The sequence below is a fragment of the Paracoccus sp. (in: a-proteobacteria) genome (assembly GCF_035556475.1).
Classification (GTDB): Bacteria; Pseudomonadota; Alphaproteobacteria; order Rhodobacterales; family Rhodobacteraceae; genus Paracoccus.
Genome location: NZ_DATMFA010000039.1, coordinates 1 through 21690, shown reverse-complemented (window position 1 = coordinate 21690; position 21690 = coordinate 1). Strand labels below are relative to the sequence as shown.

Annotated in this window: 21 protein-coding genes; 10 read left to right on the top strand and 11 right to left on the bottom strand. The window is 67.7% G+C overall.

The features are described from left to right. Together VNQ78_RS05040 and VNQ78_RS05035 are read left to right on the top strand one after the other, a co-directional pair. The coding region (locus VNQ78_RS05040; protein ID WP_325687242.1) for an ABC transporter permease at positions 1-700 on the top strand (700 nt) is incomplete at its 5' end. Next, complete coding sequence (locus VNQ78_RS05035; protein WP_325687240.1) at positions 690-1280, top strand: ATP-binding cassette domain-containing protein; 591 nt, start codon at positions 690-692, stop codon at positions 1278-1280. The genes VNQ78_RS05040 and VNQ78_RS05035, both read left to right, overlap by 11 nt. Here VNQ78_RS05035 and VNQ78_RS05030 read toward each other — a convergent pair. From VNQ78_RS05030 to pqqA, 6 genes are all read right to left on the bottom strand, one after another. Beyond that, on the bottom strand, positions 1268-2038 hold the full coding sequence (locus VNQ78_RS05030; protein WP_325687238.1) for a quinoprotein dehydrogenase-associated SoxYZ-like carrier: 771 nt from the start codon (positions 2036-2038) through the stop codon (positions 1268-1270). The two genes, VNQ78_RS05035 and VNQ78_RS05030, sit on opposite strands and share 13 nt — an antisense overlap. Continuing rightward, positions 2035-3174 (bottom strand): pyrroloquinoline quinone biosynthesis protein PqqE, encoded by a 1140-nt coding sequence (gene pqqE / locus VNQ78_RS05025; protein ID WP_325687236.1) that lies wholly within the window; start codon positions 3172-3174, stop codon positions 2035-2037. The genes VNQ78_RS05030 and pqqE overlap by 4 nt, the downstream gene beginning before the upstream one ends. Continuing rightward, positions 3171-3485 (bottom strand): pyrroloquinoline quinone biosynthesis peptide chaperone PqqD, encoded by a 315-nt coding sequence (gene pqqD, locus VNQ78_RS05020; protein WP_325687234.1) that lies wholly within the window; start codon positions 3483-3485, stop codon positions 3171-3173. The genes pqqE and pqqD overlap by 4 nt, the downstream gene beginning before the upstream one ends. Further along, positions 3482-4261, bottom strand: a complete 780-nt coding sequence (pqqC, locus tag VNQ78_RS05015) for a pyrroloquinoline-quinone synthase PqqC (RefSeq protein ID WP_325687232.1) — start codon at positions 4259-4261, stop codon at positions 3482-3484. Before pqqC ends, pqqD begins: the two co-directional genes overlap by 4 nt. Next, on the bottom strand, positions 4258-5148 hold the full coding sequence (gene pqqB / locus VNQ78_RS05010) for a pyrroloquinoline quinone biosynthesis protein PqqB (RefSeq protein ID WP_325687230.1): 891 nt from the start codon (positions 5146-5148) through the stop codon (positions 4258-4260). The genes pqqC and pqqB overlap by 4 nt, the downstream gene beginning before the upstream one ends. Before the next feature lie 69 nt (positions 5149-5217). Continuing rightward, a complete protein-coding gene (gene pqqA, locus VNQ78_RS05005; protein WP_019353469.1) occupies positions 5218-5310 on the bottom strand; it encodes a pyrroloquinoline quinone precursor peptide PqqA in 93 nt (30 codons plus the stop codon). Positions 5311-5459: 149 nt separating this feature from the next. On the opposite strand from pqqA, the gene VNQ78_RS05000 reads away from it, so the two are divergent. From VNQ78_RS05000 to argC, 7 genes are all read left to right on the top strand, one after another. Further along, positions 5460-6518, top strand: a complete 1059-nt coding sequence (locus VNQ78_RS05000) for a quinoprotein relay system zinc metallohydrolase 2 (protein ID WP_325687227.1) — start codon at positions 5460-5462, stop codon at positions 6516-6518. Between the two features lie 59 nt (positions 6519-6577). Beyond that, the gene (locus VNQ78_RS04995) at positions 6578-12079 is read left to right on the top strand and encodes an alpha-2-macroglobulin family protein (RefSeq protein WP_325687225.1); all 5502 of its coding nucleotides are present in this window, start codon (positions 6578-6580) and stop codon (positions 12077-12079) included. Between the two features lie 81 nt (positions 12080-12160). Beyond that, entirely contained in the window at positions 12161-13135 is a 975-nt protein-coding gene (locus VNQ78_RS04990; RefSeq protein WP_325687223.1) for a helix-turn-helix domain-containing protein, read from the top strand. A 107-nt stretch (positions 13136-13242) separates the two neighbouring features. Next, positions 13243-14769 (top strand): aldehyde dehydrogenase, encoded by a 1527-nt coding sequence (gene adh, locus VNQ78_RS04985; protein ID WP_325687221.1) that lies wholly within the window; start codon positions 13243-13245, stop codon positions 14767-14769. 83 nt (positions 14770-14852) lie between these two features. After that, on the top strand, positions 14853-15887 hold the full coding sequence (gene adhP, locus VNQ78_RS04980) for an alcohol dehydrogenase AdhP (protein WP_325687219.1): 1035 nt from the start codon (positions 14853-14855) through the stop codon (positions 15885-15887). Between the two features lie 3 nt (positions 15888-15890). Next, complete coding sequence (locus tag VNQ78_RS04975) at positions 15891-16226, top strand: DUF779 domain-containing protein (protein ID WP_325687217.1); 336 nt, start codon at positions 15891-15893, stop codon at positions 16224-16226. Positions 16227-16292: 66 nt separating this feature from the next. Then, the gene (gene argC, locus VNQ78_RS04970) at positions 16293-17201 is read left to right on the top strand and encodes an N-acetyl-gamma-glutamyl-phosphate reductase (protein WP_325687216.1); all 909 of its coding nucleotides are present in this window, start codon (positions 16293-16295) and stop codon (positions 17199-17201) included. A 75-nt stretch (positions 17202-17276) separates the two neighbouring features. On the opposite strand, the gene VNQ78_RS04965 is transcribed toward argC, so the two are convergent. The 5 genes from VNQ78_RS04965 to VNQ78_RS04945 form a co-directional block, all read right to left on the bottom strand. Continuing rightward, positions 17277-17498 carry a Trm112 family protein gene (locus tag VNQ78_RS04965; RefSeq protein ID WP_325687214.1) on the bottom strand — a complete coding sequence of 74 codons (222 nt, stop codon included), beginning with the start codon at positions 17496-17498 and terminating at the stop codon, positions 17277-17279. Further along, the gene (locus tag VNQ78_RS04960; RefSeq protein WP_325687212.1) at positions 17495-18133 is read right to left on the bottom strand and encodes an LON peptidase substrate-binding domain-containing protein; all 639 of its coding nucleotides are present in this window, start codon (positions 18131-18133) and stop codon (positions 17495-17497) included. Before VNQ78_RS04960 ends, VNQ78_RS04965 begins: the two co-directional genes overlap by 4 nt. A 1-nt stretch (position 18134) precedes the next feature. After that, the gene (gene trxA, locus VNQ78_RS04955) at positions 18135-19046 is read right to left on the bottom strand and encodes a thioredoxin (protein ID WP_325687244.1); all 912 of its coding nucleotides are present in this window, start codon (positions 19044-19046) and stop codon (positions 18135-18137) included. A gap of 79 nt (positions 19047-19125) precedes the next feature. Beyond that, positions 19126-19911: an exodeoxyribonuclease III gene (locus VNQ78_RS04950; protein ID WP_325687210.1), complete on the bottom strand. Its 786-nt coding sequence runs from the start codon at positions 19909-19911 to the stop codon at positions 19126-19128. A gap of 120 nt (positions 19912-20031) precedes the next feature. Next, a complete protein-coding gene (locus tag VNQ78_RS04945; RefSeq protein ID WP_325687208.1) occupies positions 20032-20718 on the bottom strand; it encodes a response regulator transcription factor in 687 nt (228 codons plus the stop codon). Between the two features lie 133 nt (positions 20719-20851). Between VNQ78_RS04945 and VNQ78_RS04940 the strand changes: the two genes are divergently transcribed. After that, on the top strand, positions 20852-21690 hold an 839-nt coding region (locus VNQ78_RS04940; protein WP_325687206.1), incomplete at its 3' end, for a GTP cyclohydrolase II.

Below are 21690 nucleotides of genomic sequence, written 5' to 3'. Positions count from 1 at the left end.
GACCGTGGCGTCGCAGCTGACCGACCGCCCGCAGACCTTGCCCGCGCCCTGGCACGTCGCCGAGCGCATCGGCCATCTGGCCGCGACGGGCGAGCTTTGGTTCAACGCCGGCATGACGCTCTGGCGGGTTGCGGCCAGCTTCGTGCTGGCCATGGCCATCGGCCTCGCGCTGGGGCTGGCGATGGGGCGCAGCCGGGGCTTTGACGACTGGCTCAATCCCGGCATCATCATCCTGCTGAACATCCCCGCCCTCGTCCTGATCGTGCTGAGCTATATCTGGATCGGCCTGAACGAGACGGCGGCGATCCTTGCCGTGGCGCTGAACAAGATCCCGGTCGTCACGGTGATGATCCGCGAGGGCGCCCGCGCGCTGCGCCCGGATCTGGACGAGATGGCCCATGCCTTCGCGATGCCTCCGGCGACGCGCCTGCGCCATGTCGTCCTGCCCCAGCTTGCGCCGCAGATCGCCGCCTCGGCCCGCGCGGGCATCTCGCTCATCTGGAAGATCGTGCTGGTGGTCGAGTTCCTTGGCCGGTCGAACGGCGTCGGCTTCAAGATCCACCTGCTTTTCTCCAGCTTCGATGTCGAGGGCGTGCTGGCCTGGGCGCTGACCTTCGTTCTGGTGATGCTGACCATCGACCTGTTCATCCTGCGCCCGTGGGAGCGTCACGCCAATCGCTGGAGGCAGGATGCGGCTTGAGCTTCAGGCGAAATCCTTCGGTCCGCGTCAGGTTCTGGGCAGTCTCGAGCTCTCGGTCTCGCGGGGTGAGCGGGTGGCGATCCTCGGCCCGTCGGGGATCGGGAAATCGACGCTCTTGCGCATTTTCGCCGGGCTCGACCGCGCCTATCAGGGCCGCCGCGAAGGGGGCGAGCGGCTGGCGATGGTCTTTCAGGAACCCGTGCTGCTGCCCTGGCGCAACGCGGTCGCGAATATCACCATTCCGACGGGCTGCGACATCGCGACCGCGCGGGAATGGATGGCGCGCGCCGGCCTTGCCGGGCATGAGGCGAAGTTTCCGCGCCAGATGTCACTGGGCCAGCAACGACGGCTGGCGCTGGCCCGCGCCTTTGCCGCCGCGCCCGACATCCTTCTGGCCGACGAACCCTATGCCTCGCTGGACGCGGAAACGGCGGCGCGGATGATCGCGCTGACCGACGAGTTGCTGGGACGCAGCGGCGCGGGCCTCGTCCTCGTGACCCATGACCCGGCGGAGGGCACGGCGCTTGGCGCGCGGGCGCTACACCTCTCCGGCAATCCGGCCCGGCTTCAGAACTCCTGATCCCAGACCCGGCCCTCGGTATCCTCGGCATGGACCTTGACCGGACCCGCGCCCGGCGACCAGCCGAAGCGAAAGACCGGATCCTCCGAGATCGAGATCCCGGCATCCATGGTGAAAAGCTCGCCCCCGTCCTGCGTCACCTCAAGCGTCTGGATGAACTCGGCCGGGATGGTCAGCAGCGTGACCTGATCGCGCTGCAGCCCCGAGAAATTCGGGTGCCGCAGCATCAGCGTGCCCAGTTGCCGCCCGCCTTCCTCGCCGCGGCGAAAGCGCATCTGGCCCATGGTGGCGCGCATCTCTTCCATGTTGCGTCCGGCAGGCGCGGCGCAGCCGCCCGAAGCCTTGACATAGCGCCCGGCCATCACCTTGCGCCCGTCGGCCAGCGTGGCGATCGCGCGCAGGTCGGAATAGGTATCGACCCGCACCCGCACCTCGAAATCGAGCGGCATCAGCGCCGGGCCAAAGGTGAACTCGGCCGCGACCGGAGCCGGGTTGCCGTCGACCACCAGCGTCAGCGCGGTGATTGGGGGCGCCCCCGGCGGCTGGGTGATGCGGACGGGAACCAGCGCCGGGTTGTCGGCCCGCTTCGGCGCATCAAGCAGCAGCACGCCCGGATCGACCGGCGGCTCCTCCTCGGTCCCGATGATGCTTGAACGCAGGTCGTCCCAGATCGGCGAGGGTTCAAGCGGATTCTCGACCTCTGCCGCCAGCGCCAGATGTGGCGCTGCCAGCAGAGCCAGAATCAGCATCAGTCTCATGACCGTTTCTCCCGTGCCATGCGGCGATAGACCAGCGCGATGTCGTCGCTGGCCGCATCCGCCTCGGCCTCGGCCCGCAGCCTTGCGTTCAGGGGCGAGCGCGAGCAGACCGGATCGGTCGCTAGCGGATCATTCGCCATCGCCATCGCCTGACAGCGGCAGCCGCCGAAATCCACCTCCCGCCGGTCACATCCGGCACAGGGTTCGGGCAGCCATGCCGTCCCGCGAAACGCGTTGAAGGCAGCACTATAGCGCCAGATATGCGCCAGCCGGGCATTGCGGATATTGTCGAATTCCAGTCCCTTGATCGTCTGCGCGGCATGGCAGGGCAGGACGATCCCGTCCGGCGCGATATTGATCCCGGTCGAGGCCCAGCCCCCCATGCAGCTTTTCGGATAGACCGCGTGATGGTCGGCCGGGACGTAATCCACGACCATGCGCCCCCTGAGGCGCAGGCGCGCGGCATTGACCACCTCGCGCGCCTTGGCTGCCTGCGCCTGCGTCGGCATCAGGGGCCGGCGGTTCAGGTCGGCCCAGCCGTGGAACTGAACGGTCGCGACCTCGATCCGGCGGCAGCCCAGCCGCTCGGCCAGGTCGATCATCTCGGGCAGACGGTCGAGGTTCTGGCGATGGACCACCGCGTTCAGGGTCAGCGGAAAGCCGATCTCGCCGATCCATTCCGCAACCTGCATCTTGCGGTTGAAGCTGCCGCCATAGCCGCTGATCCAGTCGGCCATCTCGGAATCGATCCCCTGCAGCGAAAGCTGGACATGATCGACCACGCCGTCAAGCTCGCGCAGCCTCGCCTCGGTCAGCCCGATCCCCGAGGTGATGAGGTTGACGTAAAGCCCCGCATCCCGCGCCGCAGTCGCGATCTCGGCCAGGTCGCGGCGCGAGGCGGGCTCGCCCCCCGACAGATGCACCTGAAGCACGCCAAGCTCGGCCGCCTGACGGAAGATGTCGGCCCATTCCTCGGTCGTAAGCTCGCTGTCCACGCGGGCGAGCTCGACGGGATTCGAGCAATAGGGGCAGGCCAGCGGGCAGCGATGGGTCAGTTCGGCCAGCATCGCCATGGGCTGCCCGACCCGCACCGGGTTGCCGTTGATATCCTGGGGAATGACCGGATGATGGGTCATGGCGTCCCCCCTCCCATGTTCTCGCAGGCCAGAAAGACCATGCGCCGGTCGACAAGGCCCTGCAGGAATTCATGCACGTCGCCCTCGATCTGCTCGGCAGGGGCGGCGTAACGGTCGCACAGGGTCACGATGACCTCGGCCAGACTGCGCTGGCCATCAAGCTCGGACAGGATGGCGTCCCCCACGGGGTCGAGCTGCATGGCGCGCTCGGGCGCCAGCAGCACGCGGATTCCCCGCACCCGGTCCTCATGCAGTCTGACCCCCCGGGGCAGATAGGGGATGCAGGTGTTGCTGACCCTCTGCCCGGTCATTTCACCCCGGCCGGCTCGGGCCGGCGCGCCAGAAGCCCCTCGCCCGGCCTCCAGGCGCCGGGTGGGACATAGCCGTCGACATAACCGTGCCACAGGGCGTCGAGCTGCGCCCAGAGCACCTCGGTCTTGAAGGTCAGCGCCGCCGCCGCCGCGTCCTGACGCTCCAGCGTGTCGGCATGGTCGAGGACATAGTTCAGCCCGAATTCGACATCCTTCGGCGCCTCGTCCAGCCGCTTCCTGAAATAGGCGAGGCTGGCCTCGTCAGCGAAATCGTAATGCCTGAGCAGACCTTCGATCCGCTCGGCATGGATGCGGGGGGCGAACATCTCGGTCAGGCTGGCGGCCACGGCATCAAGCAGCGGCATGTCACGCACGAAGCGGATATAGGCGTCGACGGCAAAGCGGGTCGCCGGCATCACGCCGACGCCGCTTGCCACATAATCGGGATCAAGCCCCACGGCACTGGCCAACGCCAGCCAGCGGCGGATCCCGCCGCCCTCCTCGACCCCGCCGTCGTGATCCTCGATCCGCGAGCGCCATATCCGGCGCAGATGCGGATCCTCGACCCGCGACATGAAGGCCGCGTCCTTCATCGGAATGCGGGACTGGTATTGCCAGCGGTTCACCACCCAGGCGCGCACCTCGTCCGCGGAACATTCCCCGCCATGCAGCCGCTTATGGAAGGGGTGGCGGTCGTGATAGCGCTCGGCCCCGATCCGCTTCAACCTTTCATGGAACTCGGCACGCGACAGGGGGCGATCTTCGTGAATCTTCATGGGCTGATCTCCATGCCGTCATGGCCGATCTGCCAGCCCGCCGCCTCGGCGCTGGCGCGCTCGGGGCTGGCGGGATCGACCAGCGGATTCGAATTGTTCAGATGCACATAGATGCGCCGCGCCACCGGCAAGCCGTCCAGCGCCGCCAGGCTGCCATCCCGCCCGGAGACGGGCACATGGCCCATGCGGCGGCCCGTCTTGCGCCCAAGTCCGGCGCGGATCATCTCGTCATCGGTCCAGAGCGTGCCGTCGAACAGCAGCGCATCGGCGCCCGAGATCCGGTCGCGCAGCCAGTCGGGAACCGTCGCGCAGCCCGGAATATAGCAGACCCGCCGACCGTTGGCGGTCAGTTCGACCCCGACCGTCTCCTCGCCGACAAGCCCGGTCTCGACCGTCTCGCCCTCAAGATAGAGCGGCACCTTTCCCGGAACGGCGAAAAGCCGCGCCGACAGGCCCTCGACAAGCTCAAAAGCCTCATCCAGCGCGATCTCGCGCCGTGAAACGATTCCAGGGTCCAGCGCGCCCAGCATCGGATTCATCGCCAACACCCGCTGTATCGACGGCGTCGCGAACAGGGAAAACGCCTGTCCCTCGCGCAGGGTCAACAGGCCTGCGACATGGTCGATATCGCCATTCGTCACCAGCACCGACCGGATCGGCGAGCCGCGCAAGCCACCCGGCCGCAGCACCGGGCTTGCGGCAAGCTGCGCCCGCAGGTCGGGCGAGGCGTTCACCAGCGCCCAGTCACGGCCGTTGGCGGAAACCGCGATTCCGCTCTGGCTCATCGAGGGAATGCGCCCCTCGCGCGCCGCTTCGCAGTTCAGGCAGCCACAATTCCACTGCGGCAGCCCACCACCGGCGCCGGTGCCAAGAATCACGATACGCATAGCTCACAGGTTCTGGCGCGGCCGGCCCCCTTTGCAGGTGGAACCGGCCGGATCGGGTTCAGTGTCGGATCAGAACAGGACCGGCTCGTCTTCCGCCGGCGCATACATATTGATTTCCATTCCGCAGGCGATTTCCTTGAGCGCGGGTTTCGTCCAGGCCATCAGTCTCTCCTCCCTAATGACGCCGCTGTTGCGGCATGGTGGAATGCTATGCCTATGAGCATTTCAGTCAACCAGCCAAAGGTCTTAGATGGTGCGCGGGGGAAAGCCGTGATAACGTCGCCAACCGCGGCGACAGGAAGGAGGCCGGAATGTTTCATCTGCTGCTTGCCACCTGCCTCGCCAACGATCCCGCGATCTGCGCCGAGCGCCTGCTGCCCGCAGCGGAATCCGCCTCTCAGGACGAATGCCACCGCAAGGCCGAGCCCATCGCCCGCGACTGGCTTGCCCGCCACCCGGAGCTGAAAGGCGGCGATGCGCGCTGCGTGGAGACGCCGAGCCTGCCGCTGCTGGGCGTGCAGGAGGTCGCGGACGGCATCTATGTCCATCAGGGCGCGATGGAGCAAAGCTCGGTCCGCAATCAGGGCCGCATCGCCAATCTGGCATTTGTCGTCGGCGACACGGTCGCGGTGATCGACGCGGGCGGCAGCCGGGCCGAGGGCGAGGCGCTCTACGCCGCCATTCGCAAGGTGACGGACAAGCCGGTCAGCCACCTGATCCTGACCCATATGCATCCCGACCATATCTTCGGGGCCGAGGTCTTTGCCGAGGCAGGCGCCAGCATCGTCGCCAATGCGAAGCTGCCCGACGCCGTGGCGCGCCGGGCCGAGGCGTGGATGTTCTCGTTCCCCACCCAGATCGGAAAGACCGCCTTTCTCGGCACCCGCATCGCGCCGGTCGACCAGAAGGTCGATGCGCCGATGACCATTTCCCTCGGCCCGACGGAATTGCAGCTGCGCCCGCAGCCCTCGGCGCATACGGACAACGACCTGACGGTCTTTGACAGCGCCTCGGCGACGCTTTTCACCGGGGATCTGGTCTTTCTGGGGCTGACGCCCTCGCTCGACGGCTCGCTTGCGAACTGGATCGGCTGGCTCGAGGCGGGACCGCCCGACCCCGCGCCCGCGCTGATCGTGCCGGGCCACGGACCCGTCACCGAAAGCTGGGACGAGGCGACCTTGCCGGAGGCGAATTACCTGCGCGCGCTGCGCGATGCGACCCGCAAGGCCGTGTCCGGCGGCATGGCCCTGTCGCAGGCGATCCCGGCGATCACCGCCATGATGAAGCCCTATTCCGAAGGCTGGGCGGATTTCACGCCGACCACGGCCCGGAACGCCGCGACAAGCTTTTCCCAGCTCGAATGGGAATAGACTGATTGCCTCACCGCCCGACCAATGCCACAAATCATGGCAAGGATCGGAGGGACACCATGGCACCTGTCTTGCGTCGAATGATCTGCACGGGCCTCGCGATCGGCCTGCTGGCGGCTTCTCCCCTTCTCGCGCAGGAAGCGCCCCTGCCCGATCGACGGCTGGAACTGCTGCCCGATACCGACCTGCCGGGCGGGGATATCGGCAAGATCTTCGACACGACGCTGCAATCCTGCGTGCAGGCCTGCCTTGGCGACGAAAACTGCCGGGCGGTGACCTACAACCAGAAGGCGCGTTCCTGCTTTCCCAAGGGCGAGGGGCATGGCGCCGCCGCGCCTTTCGCGGGCGCGCTTTCGGGCCGGGTCGTCGCGCTGACGCCTGAACTGCGTGACCTTTCCCTGCGCCGGGCGGATGCGGCGCCCTTCCTGACCGCCGATGACCTGAAGGCAGCCGTCGCGCAGGCGCGGCTGATGCCGGCGATGAACCCGCCACAGGGCGCCGGCGATCCCCGGGCCGAGGCCGCGGCCGCCGAGGCATCTGGCGATCTCGCGACGGCGGCGCGGCTGATGGCCGGCATTGCCGCCGGCGACGACCGGGCCGAGGACTGGACCAACCTTGCGCGGCTCACGCTCTATACCAGCGATTCGGACGACCACGACGCCTCGGTCTCGATCGCCTCGATGGCCGCCAACGGCTATCTGCGGGCCGAGGCGGATGCGGTCGCGGGGCGCGCGCTCTCGTGGCTGGCCATGGCCTTCGAACGCCTCGACCGTGGCCCCGACGCGCTGAATGCGCTGCGCCTTGCCGCGCGACTTTCGCCCGGCGACGATACGATTGCGACCGCGCTCGAGGAATCCGAGGCCCGGAACGGCTTGCGCGTCACCGATACGCAGGTGGAATCAGAAGGCAAACTGCCGCGCTTTTGCGCGGTGATGTCGCGGCAATTGATGCGCGGGACCGATTACGGCCCCTATCTGCGCCTGCCCGCCCGTGACCTGACCGTCGAAGCGCAGGACGACCGGCTCTGTGTCGCGGGTCTTGCTCACGGACAGGATGTGGAACTGACGCTGCGGGCCGGGCTGCCCTCGGCTGACGGAGAAAAGCTCTCGCGCGACGTGACGCTGCGCGGCTATGTCCGCGACCGCTCGCCCGAGGTGCGCTTTCCCGGCCGCGCCTATGTCCTGCCCGCCTCGGGCGACCAGCGCCTGTCGATGGTCACGGTCAATGCCGATCGGGTGGAGCTGCGGCTTCTGCGGATCTCGGACCGCAACCTGATCCGCACCATGGCCGAGGACATGTTCGCCTCGCCCCTCGACAGCTGGCAGACCGGGTATTTCTCGGAAGGCATGGCGCGCGAGGTCTGGCGTGGCAGCGCCGCCGTTGCGAAGCCGGTCGGGCAGGATGTGCTGAACCGCGAGTTGACGACCAGCCTTGCCATCCCCGCCAGTGCCGGTCCGCTGGAGCCCGGCATCTATATCGTCGAGGCGAATGTGGCGGGCCGCGACGTCTCCGATACCGGCGTCGCGACGCAATGGTTCGTGATCTCGGATTTCGGGATCTCGACCTTTTCGGGAACCGATGGGCTGACCGTCGCCGTCCGCAGCCTGCAGGACGCGAAGCCGAAGCCGGGGGCCGAGGTCGCGCTGGTCAGCCGCTCGAACGAGGTGCTGGCGCGGGTGCCGACCGATGCCGAGGGGATCGCGCGTTTCGCGCCGGGCCTCAGCCTTGGGACCGATGGCGCGGCGCCGGCCCTTGTCACGGTGACGGATTGGCAGGGCGAGGGGGCCGAGCGCGCGCCGCGCGACATGGCCTTCCTGTCGCTGACCGATCCCGAGTTCGACCTTTCCGACCGGGGGGTCGAGGGCCAGCCGCCCGCGCCGCCGATCGACCTGTTCGTGACCACGGATCGCGGCGCCTATCGCGTGGGCGAGACGGTGAACGCCACCATCCTTGCCCGCGACGCGCAGACCCGCGCCTTGCAGGGCCTGCCGCTGACCGCAGTGATCCTGCGCCCGGACGGGGTAGAACAGACCCGCATCAAGCCCGCCGAGGCGGGCGCGGGCGGCAGCACGGTCAACTGGACGATTCCCGGCAATGCCCCACGCGGGACATGGCGGCTGGAACTGCGCAGCGCCGCCGATGGCCCGGCCCTTGCCACCGCACGGCTGCTGGTCGAGGATTTCCTGCCCGAGCGCATCGACTTCACCCCCGCCCTGCCCGAGGGGGCGGCGCAGGCGGGCGGCAGGCTCGACCTGTCGCTCACCGCGCATTGGCTGTTCGGCGCGCCCGCCGCCAACCTTCCAGTCGAGGGGCAGCTGCGCCTCTCTCCGGCGCGCGGGCTCAAGGGGTTCGAGGGCTATGTCTTCGGCTCCGAGGATGACGCGCCGCCGCCCGTGGTGCAAAGCCTGCCCGCCGGGATCACCGATGCCGCCGGGAATTTCCGGGCCGAGATCACCCTGCCCTCCGCCACCGAACTCGGCCCGCAGCCGGTCGAGGCCGAGGTGGTCGTGGACATCCGCGAGGGCGCAGGCCGCCCGGTCGAGCGCAGCCAGTCCCGCATCGTGATGCCCGAGGCCCCAGTCGCGGGCATCAGCCCGCTGTTCGAGGGCGGCACCGTCCCCGAGAATGCCGGGGCGCGCTTCTCGCTCGTCGCTGTCGGTCCCGACCTGAAACCTACGGCCCAGCCCCTGCGCTGGGTGCTGAACCGCATCGACACCGAATACCAATGGTATTCCCTCGAGGGGCAATGGAACTGGGAGCCGATCACCACCCGCGCCCGCGTCACCGAGGGCCTGGCCGAGCCGGGCGAGAACCCGGCCGAGATCGAGGTTCCGGTCGAATGGGGCGAATATGAACTGGTGGTCGAGGCAAGCTCGGGCCAGGGCGGGCCGACCACGCTGAAATTCCAGTCCGGCTGGGGTGCGCCCGCCGGGGCGGGCAGCCCGACGCCCGACCGCTTGCAGGTGACGCTGGACAAGCCCGCCTATCGCAGCGGCGACACCGCCCATGTCCGGGTCGAGGCGCTGGCGGACGGGATCGGGCTGGTCTCGGTCCTGTCGAACCGGCTGATCGCCATGCAGAGCGTCTCGCTGAAGGCCGGAGAGAACCTGCTGGACCTGCCCGTCACCGATGATTGGGGCGCGGGGGCCTATGTCACCGTCAGCGCGATCCGGCCCATCGGCGATGCCGCGGCCGGAAACCGCGTGCCGGTCCGTGCCCTTGGCCTTGCCCATGCCGCCGTCGATCCGGGCGAGCGCAAGCTTTCCGCCAGCATCGAGGCGCCTGAGCAGACGACCCCGCGCGGCACCATCCCGGTGGTGCTGCGGGTCGGCGGCGCGGCGGGCCAGACGGTCCATGCGACGCTGGCCGCGGTCGATCAGGGCATCCTGAACCTGACCGGCTTTGCGCCACCGGATCCGTCGCAGCATTATTTCGGCCAGCGCCGCCTTGGCGTCGGGCTGCGCGATCTTTACGGGCGGCTGATCATCTCCTCGGGCGCGCCGGATGGGGCATTGCGCGAGGGCGGGGATGCGATGGCCTCGAACAGCGAGGCGCCGCCCCCGACCGAAAAGCTGATGAGCTGGTTCTCCGGCCCGCTGACGATCGGGGCCGATGGCACCGCCAGCGTCGATGTCCCGGTCGGCGACTTCAACGGCGAGGTCAGGATGATGGCCGTGGTCTGGTCCGACGGCGGCGTCGGTCAGGCCGATGCCTCGGTCCTTGTCCGCGATCCGGTGGTGCTGACCGTGACCGCGCCCGCCTTCCTCGCCCCCGGCGACCGGGCCGAGGTCGGGCTGCGGATGACCCATGCCTCCGGCCCCGCCGGAGAGATGCGCCTCGCGGTCGAGCAGACCGGCGGCGACGCGCCGCTGACCACCAGCCTGCCCTCCCCCACCGTCACGCTGGCCGAGAAGGCCGAGGCGCAGGTGGCGATGCCAATCGTCGCGGGTGATGCCGAGGGGCGGGCGAACCTGCGCCTGACGCTGACCACGCCGGACGGGACCGCGCTGACCAAGGAGATCACCATTCCCGTCGCGATCAACGATCCCGACATCCAGCGGCAGGACCGCCTGACCCTCGCGCCTGGGGAAAGCGCGACCCTGCCCGCCGACCTGACCAGCGGGCTGATGCCGGGCGCGATGCTGACCGCAGCGATCGGCCCCTATGCAAGGCTCGACGTGGCGGGGGCGCTGACCCGCCTTGCGCGCTATCCCTATGGCTGCACCGAGCAGCTTGCCTCGGGGGCGATGCCGCTTCTCTATGCCGCGAACCTCTCGGCGATCGAGGGGGTGGATGGCGGCGACAGCGGTGCGGCGGTCGACAAGGCGATTACCCAGATCCTCACGCGGCAGGATTCGAATGGCGGCTTCGGCCTCTGGCGCGCGGATTCGGGCGATCTCTGGCTCGAGGCCTATGTGACCGACTTCCTGTCCCGCGCCCGCGCCGCGGGCCATGCGGTCCCCGATACCGCCTTCCGCATGGCGATCGACAACCTGCGCAACCGCACGAACTACGCCACCGACCCGATGGCGGCGACGGCCGAGGAGAACGCGGCGCTGGCCTATGCGCTGGCCGTCCTCGCGCGGGAACGGGCGGCGACGGTGGGCGACCTGCGCTATTACGCCGACACGGCCGCGCAGGCTTTCTCGACGCCGATGGCGGCGGGCAATCTTGGCGCGGCGCTGGCCTCCTATGGCGACCAGCAACGCGCCGACCGGATGTTCACGCAAGGGCGCAACCTGCTGAACCTCGGCGGGCCGGAGCCGCAGATGTTCCGCGCCGATTATGGCACCAAGCTGCGCGATGCCGCGGGCCTTCTGGCGCTGGCGGCCGAGGCGCGGTCGCAGGCGGTGGACCAGACCGGGCTGACCTCGCAACTGGCCGAGCGCATCGCCGCCACGCAGGAACGGGGGGGCACGCTCTCGACCCAGGAATCGGTCTGGACCATCCTCGCGGCGCAAGGGCTGGCGCAGGCCGTGCCGCCCGCGATGTTGAACGGGGTCGCGCTGACGCAGCCGGTGGCCAGCCTGCCCGACGCCTCGGCCAGCATCTCGAACCCGGCGGATACCCCGCTGGAGGTCACGCTGACCGCGACCGGCAAGCCAACCATCCCGCCCGAGGCCGGCGGACGCGGCTATCGGATCACGCGCAGCTATTTCACCATCGAGGGCGAGGCGATCGACCCGGCAAGCGTCCCCCTCGGCACGCGCATGGTGGTCCGGGTCGAGGTCACGCCGGATGCCGAGGGCGGCGGGCGGCTGATCGTCACCGACCCCCTACCCGCCGGGTGGGAGATCGACAACCCGAACCTGCTGCGGGCCGGCGACATCTCGGCGCTGGACTGGCTGGAGGGGGAGACCGAGGCCGAGATGACGGAGTTCCGCGCCGACCGCTTCTCCGCCGCGCTGACCTGGACCTCTGCCGATCCGTTCCGGCTGGCCTATATCGTCCGCGCAGTGACGCCCGGCGGCTTCCGCCACCCCTCGGCCAGCGTCGAGGACATGTATCGCCCCGATTTCCGGGCGTGGAGCAACGGAGGCACGGTCACGGTCGGGCCGTGAGCGCCCGGCGCGAAAGCAAAGCTTGTCCCGCGGGCGATCCGCGTCGATAATCGCCGGATCGAGTAGGGAAGGGAGGAAGCCTTGCCCGAACACCGACACGAGGACCGGGTCGCGAAGGCATCGCAATCCCCCGGTGCGGTCACGCGGCTGGCTGTAAGCTGGCGGCGGTCGATGATGAAGCACGGGCTTGATCCCGGACATGCGCCCCGCGTGCGCCAGCTTGCCGGGGGCGAGCTTGCCGACCGGCGCGAGGCGCTGGACGGCTTCATCGCCGTGGCCCGGCCCCAGCTTGACCACCTGTTCCAGCTTGTCTGCCCGACCGGATGCAGCGTCCTTCTGACCGACGCCACCGGCATCGTGCTGGAGCAGCGGGTGAGCGAGGCCGATGCGGCGGTGTTCCGGGGCTGGGGCCTCTGTCCCGGCACGGACTGGTCCGAAGCAGCCGAGGGCACCAATGGCATCGGCACCTGCCTGGCCGAGGGGCGGCAGGTCACCATCCATCGCGACGAGCATTTCTATGCCCGCAATACCGGGCTTTCCTGCATGGACGCGCCGATCTGGGGGCCGGATGGCCGGCTGATCGCGGCGCTGGATGTCAGCAATGCCCGCAGCGACCATACCGAGCGCTGGAACGCGCTAATCGCGGCGCAGGTCGCGCAAAGCGCACGGCAGATCGAGGCCGCGTTCTTCCGCGTCTCGTTTCCCGGCGCGCGCATCGTCACCGCGCAGGCCGAGGGTTGCGACGACGCGGCATTGCTGATCGCGGTGGACAAGGACGACCTTGCCATCGGCGCGAACCGCGCCGCCCGCCGCGCCTATGGGCTGGAGAAGGAGGGGCAGCTGCGCCCCCGCCCCGCCTCGGACCTGCTCGGGCGCGCCGACGAGGCGACCGGCTTCGAAAAGGCCGAGCGCGCGGCGGTGATTCGCGCCCTCGCCCGGGCCGAGGGCAATGTCTCGGCTGCGGCCCGCGCGCTGGGTGTGGGACGCGCGACCTTGTATCGCAGGATGCAGCGGCTGGGGATTTCCGAAAATCCGGGCCGACTGTCTCGCCGCTGAAACACATTCCGCGCTGCGGCGAAGGCCATGCGTTGATTTGTGATCCGCGCCGTCACAGGCTTCCTTGCGAACCGGCCGGAGGAGGTCGGTCTGACAGGAGGATCAACATGCCGAACGACCAGACGCATGACTTCAAGGGCGTGAACACGCTGCCCTTCGCAAAACGCTATGACAATTACATCGGTGGCGAGTGGGTCGCGCCGAAGTCCGGCAAGTATTTCGTCAATACCACCCCGATCACCGGCGCCGAGATCGGCGAGATCGCCCGTTCGAATGCCGAGGATATCGAGGCGGCGCTGGATGCCGCCCATGCCGCCAAGGACAAATGGGGCCATATGCCCGCCGCCGAACGCTCGAACGCGCTGCTGAAGATCGCCGACCGGATGGAGGCGAACCTCGAACTGCTCGCCACCGCCGAGACCTGGGACAATGGCAAGCCCATCCGCGAGACGATGGCCGCCGACGTGCCGCTGGCCATCGACCATTTCCGCTATTTCGCCGGTGTCCTGCGCTCGCAGGAGGGCACGATCTCGGAAATTGACCCGACCACCATCGCCTATCACTTCCACGAGCCGCTGGGCGTGGTGGGCCAGATCATTCCCTGGAACTTCCCGCTGCTGATGGCCTGCTGGAAGCTTGCGCCGGCGCTGGCCGCCGGCAACTGCGTCGTGCTGAAGCCAGCCGAACAGACCCCGGCCTCGATCATGGTCTGGATCAACCTGATCGGCGATCTCCTGCCTCCGGGTGTGCTGAACGTGGTGAACGGCTTTGGCCTCGAAGCAGGCAAGCCGCTGGCCTCGTCCCCGCGCATCGCCAAGATCGCCTTCACGGGTGAAACCACCACCGGCCGGCTGATCATGCAATATGCCGCGCAGAACCTGATTCCGGTCACGCTGGAACTGGGCGGCAAGTCCCCGAACGTCTTTTTCGCCGATGTCGCGCGCGAGGATGACGATTTCTTCGACAAGGCGCTGGAAGGCTTTGCCATGTTCGCGCTGAACCAGGGCGAGGTCTGCACCTGCCCGTCGCGCGTGCTGATCCAGGAATCGATCTATGACCGCTTCATGGAGCGCGCGGTGAAGCGCGTGCAGGCGATCAAGCAGGGCGACCCGCGTGACGCGGCCACCATGATCGGCGCGCAGGCATCGAGCGAGCAGCAGGAGAAGATCCTCTCCTATCTCGACATCGGCAAGAAGGAAGGGGCCGAGGTCCTGACCGGCGGCAAGGCGGCCGATCTGGGGGGCGAGCTGTCCTCGGGCTTCTATATCGAGCCGACGATTTTCCGCGGCACCAACAAGATGCGGATCTTCCAGGAGGAAATCTTCGGCCCGGTCGTCTCGGTGACCACCTTCAAGGACGAGGACGAGGCGCTCTCGATCGCCAATGACACGCTTTACGGGCTTGGCGCGGGCGTGTGGTCGCGCGACGCCAATACCTGCTACCGCATGGGCCGCGGCATCAAGGCGGGCCGGGTCTGGACCAACTGCTATCACGCCTATCCCGCCCATGCCGCCTTCGGTGGCTACAAGCAGTCGGGCATCGGGCGCGAGACGCACAAGATGATGCTCGACCACTACCAGCAGACCAAGAACATGCTGGTCAGCTACTCGCCCAAGAAACTGGGCTTCTTCTGATCCACCACGGGGAAGCGCCGGCCCGCCCGGCGCTTCCCGCTTTCATTGATCCTTTCCTGAATCGACAACCACGAGGAAGCGTCATGGCCAAGACGATGAAAGCCGCCGTCGTGCGGGAGTTCGGCAAACCCCTGACCATCGACGAGGTGCCGATTCCCGAACCCGGTCCGGGCATGATCCAGGTGGCGATCCGGGCCTCGGGCGTCTGCCACACCGACCTGCACGCGGCCGACGGCGACTGGCCGGTCAAGCCGAACCCGCCCTTCATTCCGGGGCATGAGGGCGTGGGCTTCGTCTCGGCCGTGGGCGCGGGCGTCAAGCATGTGAAGGAAGGCGACCGGGTGGGTGTGCCCTGGCTCTATACCGCCTGCGGCCATTGCCGGCACTGCCTTGGCGGCTGGGAAACCCTTTGCACCGAGCAGCAGAATACCGGCTATTCGGTCAATGGCGGCTTTGCCGATTATGTCGTGGCCAATCCGAACTATGTGGGCCACCTGCCGAAGAATATCGACTTTCTGGAGATCGCGCCGGTGCTTTGCGCGGGTGTCACCGTCTACAAGGGCCTCAAGGTCACCGATACCAAGCCGGGCGACTGGGTCGTCATCTCGGGCGTGGGCGGGCTGGGCCATATGGCGGTGCAATATGCCAAGGCAATGGGGCTGAACGTCGCCGCCGTCGATATCGACGATGAAAAGCTGGCCTTCGCCCGCAGCCTCGGCGCGACCGTCACCGTGAACGCGGCGACCGAAGCCGACCCCGCCGCCGCGATCAAGCGCCAGACCGATGGCGGGGCACAGGGGGTTCTGGTCACCGCCGTCAGCCCCAAGGCGTTCGAGCAGGCGATCGGCATGGCGGCGCGCGGGGGCACGATCTCGCTCAACGGGCTGCCGCCGGGGACATTTCCGCTGGATATCTTCGGGATGGTTCTGGACGGGATCACCGTGCGCGGCTCGATCGTCGGCACGCGGCTCGACCTGCAGGAATCGCTCGACTTCGCGGCAGAGGGCAAGGTCAAGGCCACCGTCCACAAGGCGAAGCTCGAGGAGATCAACGACATCTTCGCCCGGATGCACAAGGGCCAGATCGAGGGCCGGATGGTCCTCGACATGACGAGCTGAACCATGGCCGAGGATCGCGTCACCGCCACCCCCGCCGCGCTGGAACTGCTGGCCGCGATCATCGCCGATCACGGGCCGGTCCTGTTCCACCAGTCGGGCGGCTGCTGCGACGGATCCTCGCCCATGTGCTATCCGCAGGGCGAGTTCCTGATCAGCGACCATGACGTCAAGCTGGGCGAGATCGGCGGTATGCCCTTCTATATCTCGGGCAGCCAGTATGAGGTCTGGAAGCATACCCGCCTGACCATCGACGCGATTCCGGGCCGGGGTGGGATGTTCAGCCTCGACAACGGGCGCGAGCAGCGATTCCTGACCCGCTCGGACCTGTGCGCGATCTGACCTTCATCCGCGTTTGCCTGAACGCGGGCGCTGCGCTACAACGCCGGCGCAAGACAGGAGGCCAAGATGGCGCATAAGGTATTCATCGACGGCGAGGCCGGCACGACCGGCCTGCAGATCCGCGACCGGCTGGTCCGTCGCGACGATATCGAGCTGGTTCAGATCGACCCGGCGCGCCGCAAGGATGTCGATGCCCGCCGCGATGCCTTTGCCGCCGCGGATGTGGCCATCCTCTGCCTGCCCGATGCCGCCGCGAAGGAATCGGTGGCGCTGGCGCGGGGCATGGACGTGCGCTTCATCGACGCCTCGACCGCGCATCGCGTCGATCCCGAATGGGTCTTTGGCTTCGCCGAACTGACCCCGGACGCGCGGGACCGGATCGCAGGGGCGCAATATGTCTCCAACCCCGGCTGCTATTCGACCGGGGCAATCTCGCTGCTGGCGCCGCTGGTCCGCGCGGGCCTTGTCGCCCCCGACGAGGCGCTGACGATCAACGCCATTTCGGGCTATACCGGCGGCGGCAAGGAGTTGATCGGCGAATATGAGCGTGGCGAGGCCCCGCCCGCCTTCGTCTATGCGCTGGCCCAGAAGCACAAGCATTTGCCCGAGATCATGAAATATGCCGGGCTGACCACACGCCCGGTCTTTGCGCCCTCGGTGGGCAATTTCGCGCAAGGCATGGCGGTGCAGGTTCCCCTGCATCTGAACGGGGCGCGCAGTCTCGACGCGATGCGGGACGCGCTGGCGGCGCATTACGCCGGCAGCCAGTTCGTCAGCGTTGTCGACGCCACCCCGCGCATCGTGCCGACGGCCCTGAACGACACGAACGGGCTGGAAATCTCGGTCCATGGCGATGCGGAAAACGGCTGCGCGGTTCTGGTCGCGGTCCTCGACAACCTCGGCAAGGGCGCTTCGGGTGCGGCGGTTCAGAACCTGAACATCATGCTGGGCGCCGATGAGGCTGCTGGCCTCTGACTTCGCCCCCTGTGAACGAAAACGGCCCGCGCAGTCATTGCGCGGGCCGTGTCGTTTCGGGGTCGCAGGACTGCCTCAATCCGCCTTGATCTGGCGCGCCTCGTCGATCAGCATGATCGGGATGCCGTCATGGATCGGAAAGGCCAGCCCCGCCGCATCCGAGATCAGTTCCTGCCGCGCGGCGTCATAGCGCAGGGTCGAATGCGTGACCGGGCAGACCAGCGCCTCCAGCATGTGACGGTCAAAGCCGCGTTCGGGAACGCCCGCTGCGGTGGCGGTCGGGACAGCTTCGGTCATTGGATAATCTCCTCATCGTCTCCGCCCCTCAGGGCGTATTCCAGCAGCCCGTCCAGCAATTCGCGCCGGTCCGCAAGGGTCGGGCTTTCCAGCAGGGCCTGCTTTTCCTCGGGCGAGAACGGCAGCAGCATCGAGAGCGAGTTGACCAGCGCCTCCTCCTCCGAATGCTCGGCCGCGCTCCAGTCCGAGACCAGCCCCTGACGCTCGGCATAGCGCACGAGGCGCGAGACCAGCGCCTCGCGGTCAAAGCCGCTGGCCTTCTCTGGCCGGGGATTCAGGTCGGCCTCAAAGCCGGACCAGCGCACCCGCGCCCGCAGATAGGGCGAGAAGCCCGGCTCGATCTCCTCCACCCGGAAGCGAGACCGCGCGCGAAGCGAGATCATCAACCGGTTGTCGTCCATCTCGCTGAAGGCGACCACGCGACCCGCGCAGCCGATCTGCGCCAGCCGGTCTATGCCCGATTCCACCGGCTGGATCATTCCGATCAGCCGGTCGGGGGTCTTCAGCACATCCTCGACCATCTGCAGATAGCGCGGTTCGAAGATCTGCAAGGGCAGCCGCGCACGGGGCAGCAGGACCGCCCCGCTCAGCGGAAACAGGGGGATCGTCTCCGGCAGGTCGGTCTGGCGCGGCATGTCAGGAGAAGATCAGTGACGAAAGCCGCCGACGACCTTTCTGCGCGATCGGATCGGTCGGCTTCAGCGCGTCGAAAATGGTGATGAGCTGGGCCTTGGCCGCGCCATCGTTCCATTCGCGATCGCGGCGGAAGCTTTCCAGCAATTCGTCGATCGCGGCCTCGACCTCTCCGCCCGCATGGAGCGCGGTCGCATAGTCGAAGCGGGCCTGCTGGTCGGTCGGATCTGCCTCGACCTTCTGGCGCAACTCGTCGAGCGGACCGGCAGAGGCGGCCTGCCTGGCAAGGTTGAACTGCGCGCGCGCCGCCTCGACCGGGGCCGCGGACTGGACCGAGGCCGGGACGCGGGCCAGTTCCTCCTCGGCGCGGTCGGGCTGACCGGCCGCCAGCAGCGCGCGGATCAGACCGCCCCAGGCGACGGCATTCTCGGGCTCTTCGCCAAGGATCGCGGCAAAGGTCTCGGCCGCATCCTCGGGCGCGCCCTCGGCGATCATCGCCTCGGCCGCTTCAAGCGCGTCGGCAAGGCCGCCGTCATCGCCGCCAAGCGCGGCCAGCTTGTCGACGAACTGCTTGATCTGGCTTTGCGGGATCGCGCCCTGAAAACCATCGACCGGCTGACCCTGGAAGAAGGCATAGACGGTCGGAATCGACTGGACGCGCATCTGTCCGGCGATCATCTGGTTTTCGTCCACATTGACCTTGGCCATGCGGACTCGGCCCTTGTGGCGGGCCACCTCGGCCTCGAGCTGCGGACCCAGCGTCTTGCAAGGACCACACCAGGGCGCCCAGAAATCCACGATGACCGGGATCTGCATGGACTTCTCGACGACCTCGGCCATGAAATTGGCTTCGGTGACTTCGATGATGAATTCTTCGGTTTGTGGCGCGGCAGCGGTGGCGCCGTCAAAAAGCATGGCCATGGTCTTCCCCAGCATTTCGGGTTTTCTGCGTCACGCGCAATATGGTCCCTTGCCGCCCCAAGGGGAAGGGCGATCAGAGGTCGAAGCTTGCCAGCACCGGAACATGGTCGCTGGGCTGGGTCCAGCCGCGCACCGGGCGCAGGATGCGGCTCGCGTGACCGGCGTTCGAAATGTCCGGCGTGGCCCAGATATGATCGAGGCGGCGGCCCTTGTCCGCCGCATCCCAGTCCTTGGCGCGATAGCTCCACCACGAATAAAGCAGGCCCGAGGGGATGTCCTGCCGGGTGATGTCGACCCATTTCCCGGCATCCTGCGCGGCGCCCAGATGCTCGACCTCGATCGGCGTATGGCTGACGATCTTCAGAAGCTGCTTGTGCGACCAGACGTCATCCTCGCGCGGGGCGATGTTCAGGTCGCCCACCATGATGGATTTCTGCGGATTGTCGGCATGGAAGGCGTCGCGCATCTCGGTCAGGAAGTCGAGCTTCTGGCCAAACTTGACGTTCTGCTCGCGGTCGGGAATGTCGCCGCCGGCCGGAACGTAGAAGTTGTGGATGGTCACGCCGTTCTCAAGCCGGGCCGCGACATGGCGGGCATGGCCGAGGCTTGCATAATCACGGTCGCCCGCATCCTCGATCGGCAACTTCGACAGGATCGCGACGCCGTTATAGCCCTTTTGTCCGCGCGCGACGAGGTGGCGGTATCCCAGCGCGGCGAAAGCCTCGGTCGGGAACTTCTCTACCGGCGTCTTGATCTCCTGCAGGCACAGGATGTCGGGCGCCTCCTCGGTCAGGAGCCGCGAGACCAGCGCCTCGCGCAGGCGGACCGAGTTGATGTTCCAGGTGGCGATGGTGAACATGGGCGCTCCTTCTGTCGAGGCGAAAACCTAGGAGCATCGGCTGGCATCTGCAACCTCCGGCCTTCCCGCAGAAGGAACCCGGCCCCGTCGGGGCCGGGTCGTCGCGTGGCAGGGAATGGCTCAGGCCACCAGACGGTAGCCGCCCGATTCCGTCACCAGAAGCCGCGCGTTCGAGGGGTCGGGCTCGATCTTCTGGCGCAGGCGATAGATATGCGTCTCCAACGTATGGGTGGTGACGCCGGCATTATAGCCCCACACCTCGTGCAGCAGCACGTCGCGCGGCACGACGCCGTCCTGCGCGCGATAGAGGAACTTCAGGATGTTGGTTTCCTTCTCGGTCAGGCGGATCTTGCGCTCCTTGGCGTCGATCAGAACCTTCATCGCCGGCTTGAACGTATACGGCCCAAGCTGGAAGATCGCGTCCTCGGATTGCTCATGCGTGCGCAGTTGCGCGCGCAGGCGGGCCAGCAGGACCGGGAACTTGAACGGCTTGGTGATATAGTCGTTCGCGCCCGAGTCGAGGCCGAGGATCGTGTCGGCATCGGTGTCATGCCCGGTCAGCATCACGATCGGGCATTTCACGCCCTGCTTGCGCAGGCGCTTGCAAAGCTCGCGCCCGTCGGTATCGGGCAGGCCCACATCCAGCACCACAAGGTCGAAGATCGCGCTGCGGGTCTTTTCGACCGCCTCGTGACCGGTCCCGGCCTCATGCACCTCGAAGTCTTCGGTTGCGACCAATTGCTCGGCCAGAGCCTCGCGCAGGTCCTCTTCATCGTCGATCAGAAGGATCTTTTTCAGTCCGGCCATGCTTGCCTCCTTTGGCGTTTTGCCGGAAACGTGAGTGCGACGGGGACGGGCGTAAAGCGGATTGCAGCAATTCTCACATGGAGTTGTCGAAAATCGTCCCTATGTTTCAGTTTGTTTCAACCACGGGCGCCCGATGACCCTGTTCCCCACCCTGACCGAAAGCGTTTCCCGCGCCCGCGCCGACCTGCGGATCGGCCTGCCGGTCGTGATCGGCGACCATCTGGCGGCCGCGGTCGAGACGCTGGGCGCCGACAGGCTGGCCCTGATGCGGGCCATGGGGGCGGCGCATCTGGCGATCACCTCATGGCGGGCGGGAACGCTGAAGGCGCGGATCTATGACGGCGATCTGGCCCGGATCGAATTGCCAGCCGATGCCGACCTCGGCTGGATCAGGGCGCTGGCCGATCCGGCGGGCGATCTGATGACGCCGATGAAGGGGCCGTTCCGCAGCCTCAGGGGTGGCGATGCGACGCCCGACCGCGCCGCGATCCAGCTTGCGAAATCGGCCGAGCTGCTGCCTGCCGTGGTGATGGTCCGCGTCGATACCCCGCCCGAGGGGCTGACCCGGCTTTCGCCCGGCCCCGCGCTCGAGGCGCTGGCGAGCGAGGCGGCGATGGCTCCGGTCGCCGCCGCCCGCCTGCCGCTTCTGGCCGCCGAGAACTCGAAACTGCACATCTTCCGCCCCGATGACGGGCAGGCCGAACATTACGCGGTCGAGATCGGCAGCCCTGCCCGTGATAAGCCGGTGCTGGCGCGGCTCCACTCGGCCTGTTTCACCGGCGATGTGCTGGGCAGCCTGAAATGCGATTGCGGGCCGCAGCTTCACGCCGCGCTGGCGGCGATGGGCGCGGCGGGCGAAGGGGTGCTGCTTTATCTCAATCAGGAAGGCCGGGGGATCGGTCTGGCGAACAAGATGCGCGCCTATTCGCTGCAAAATCAGGGCTTCGACACGGTCGAGGCGAACCACCGTCT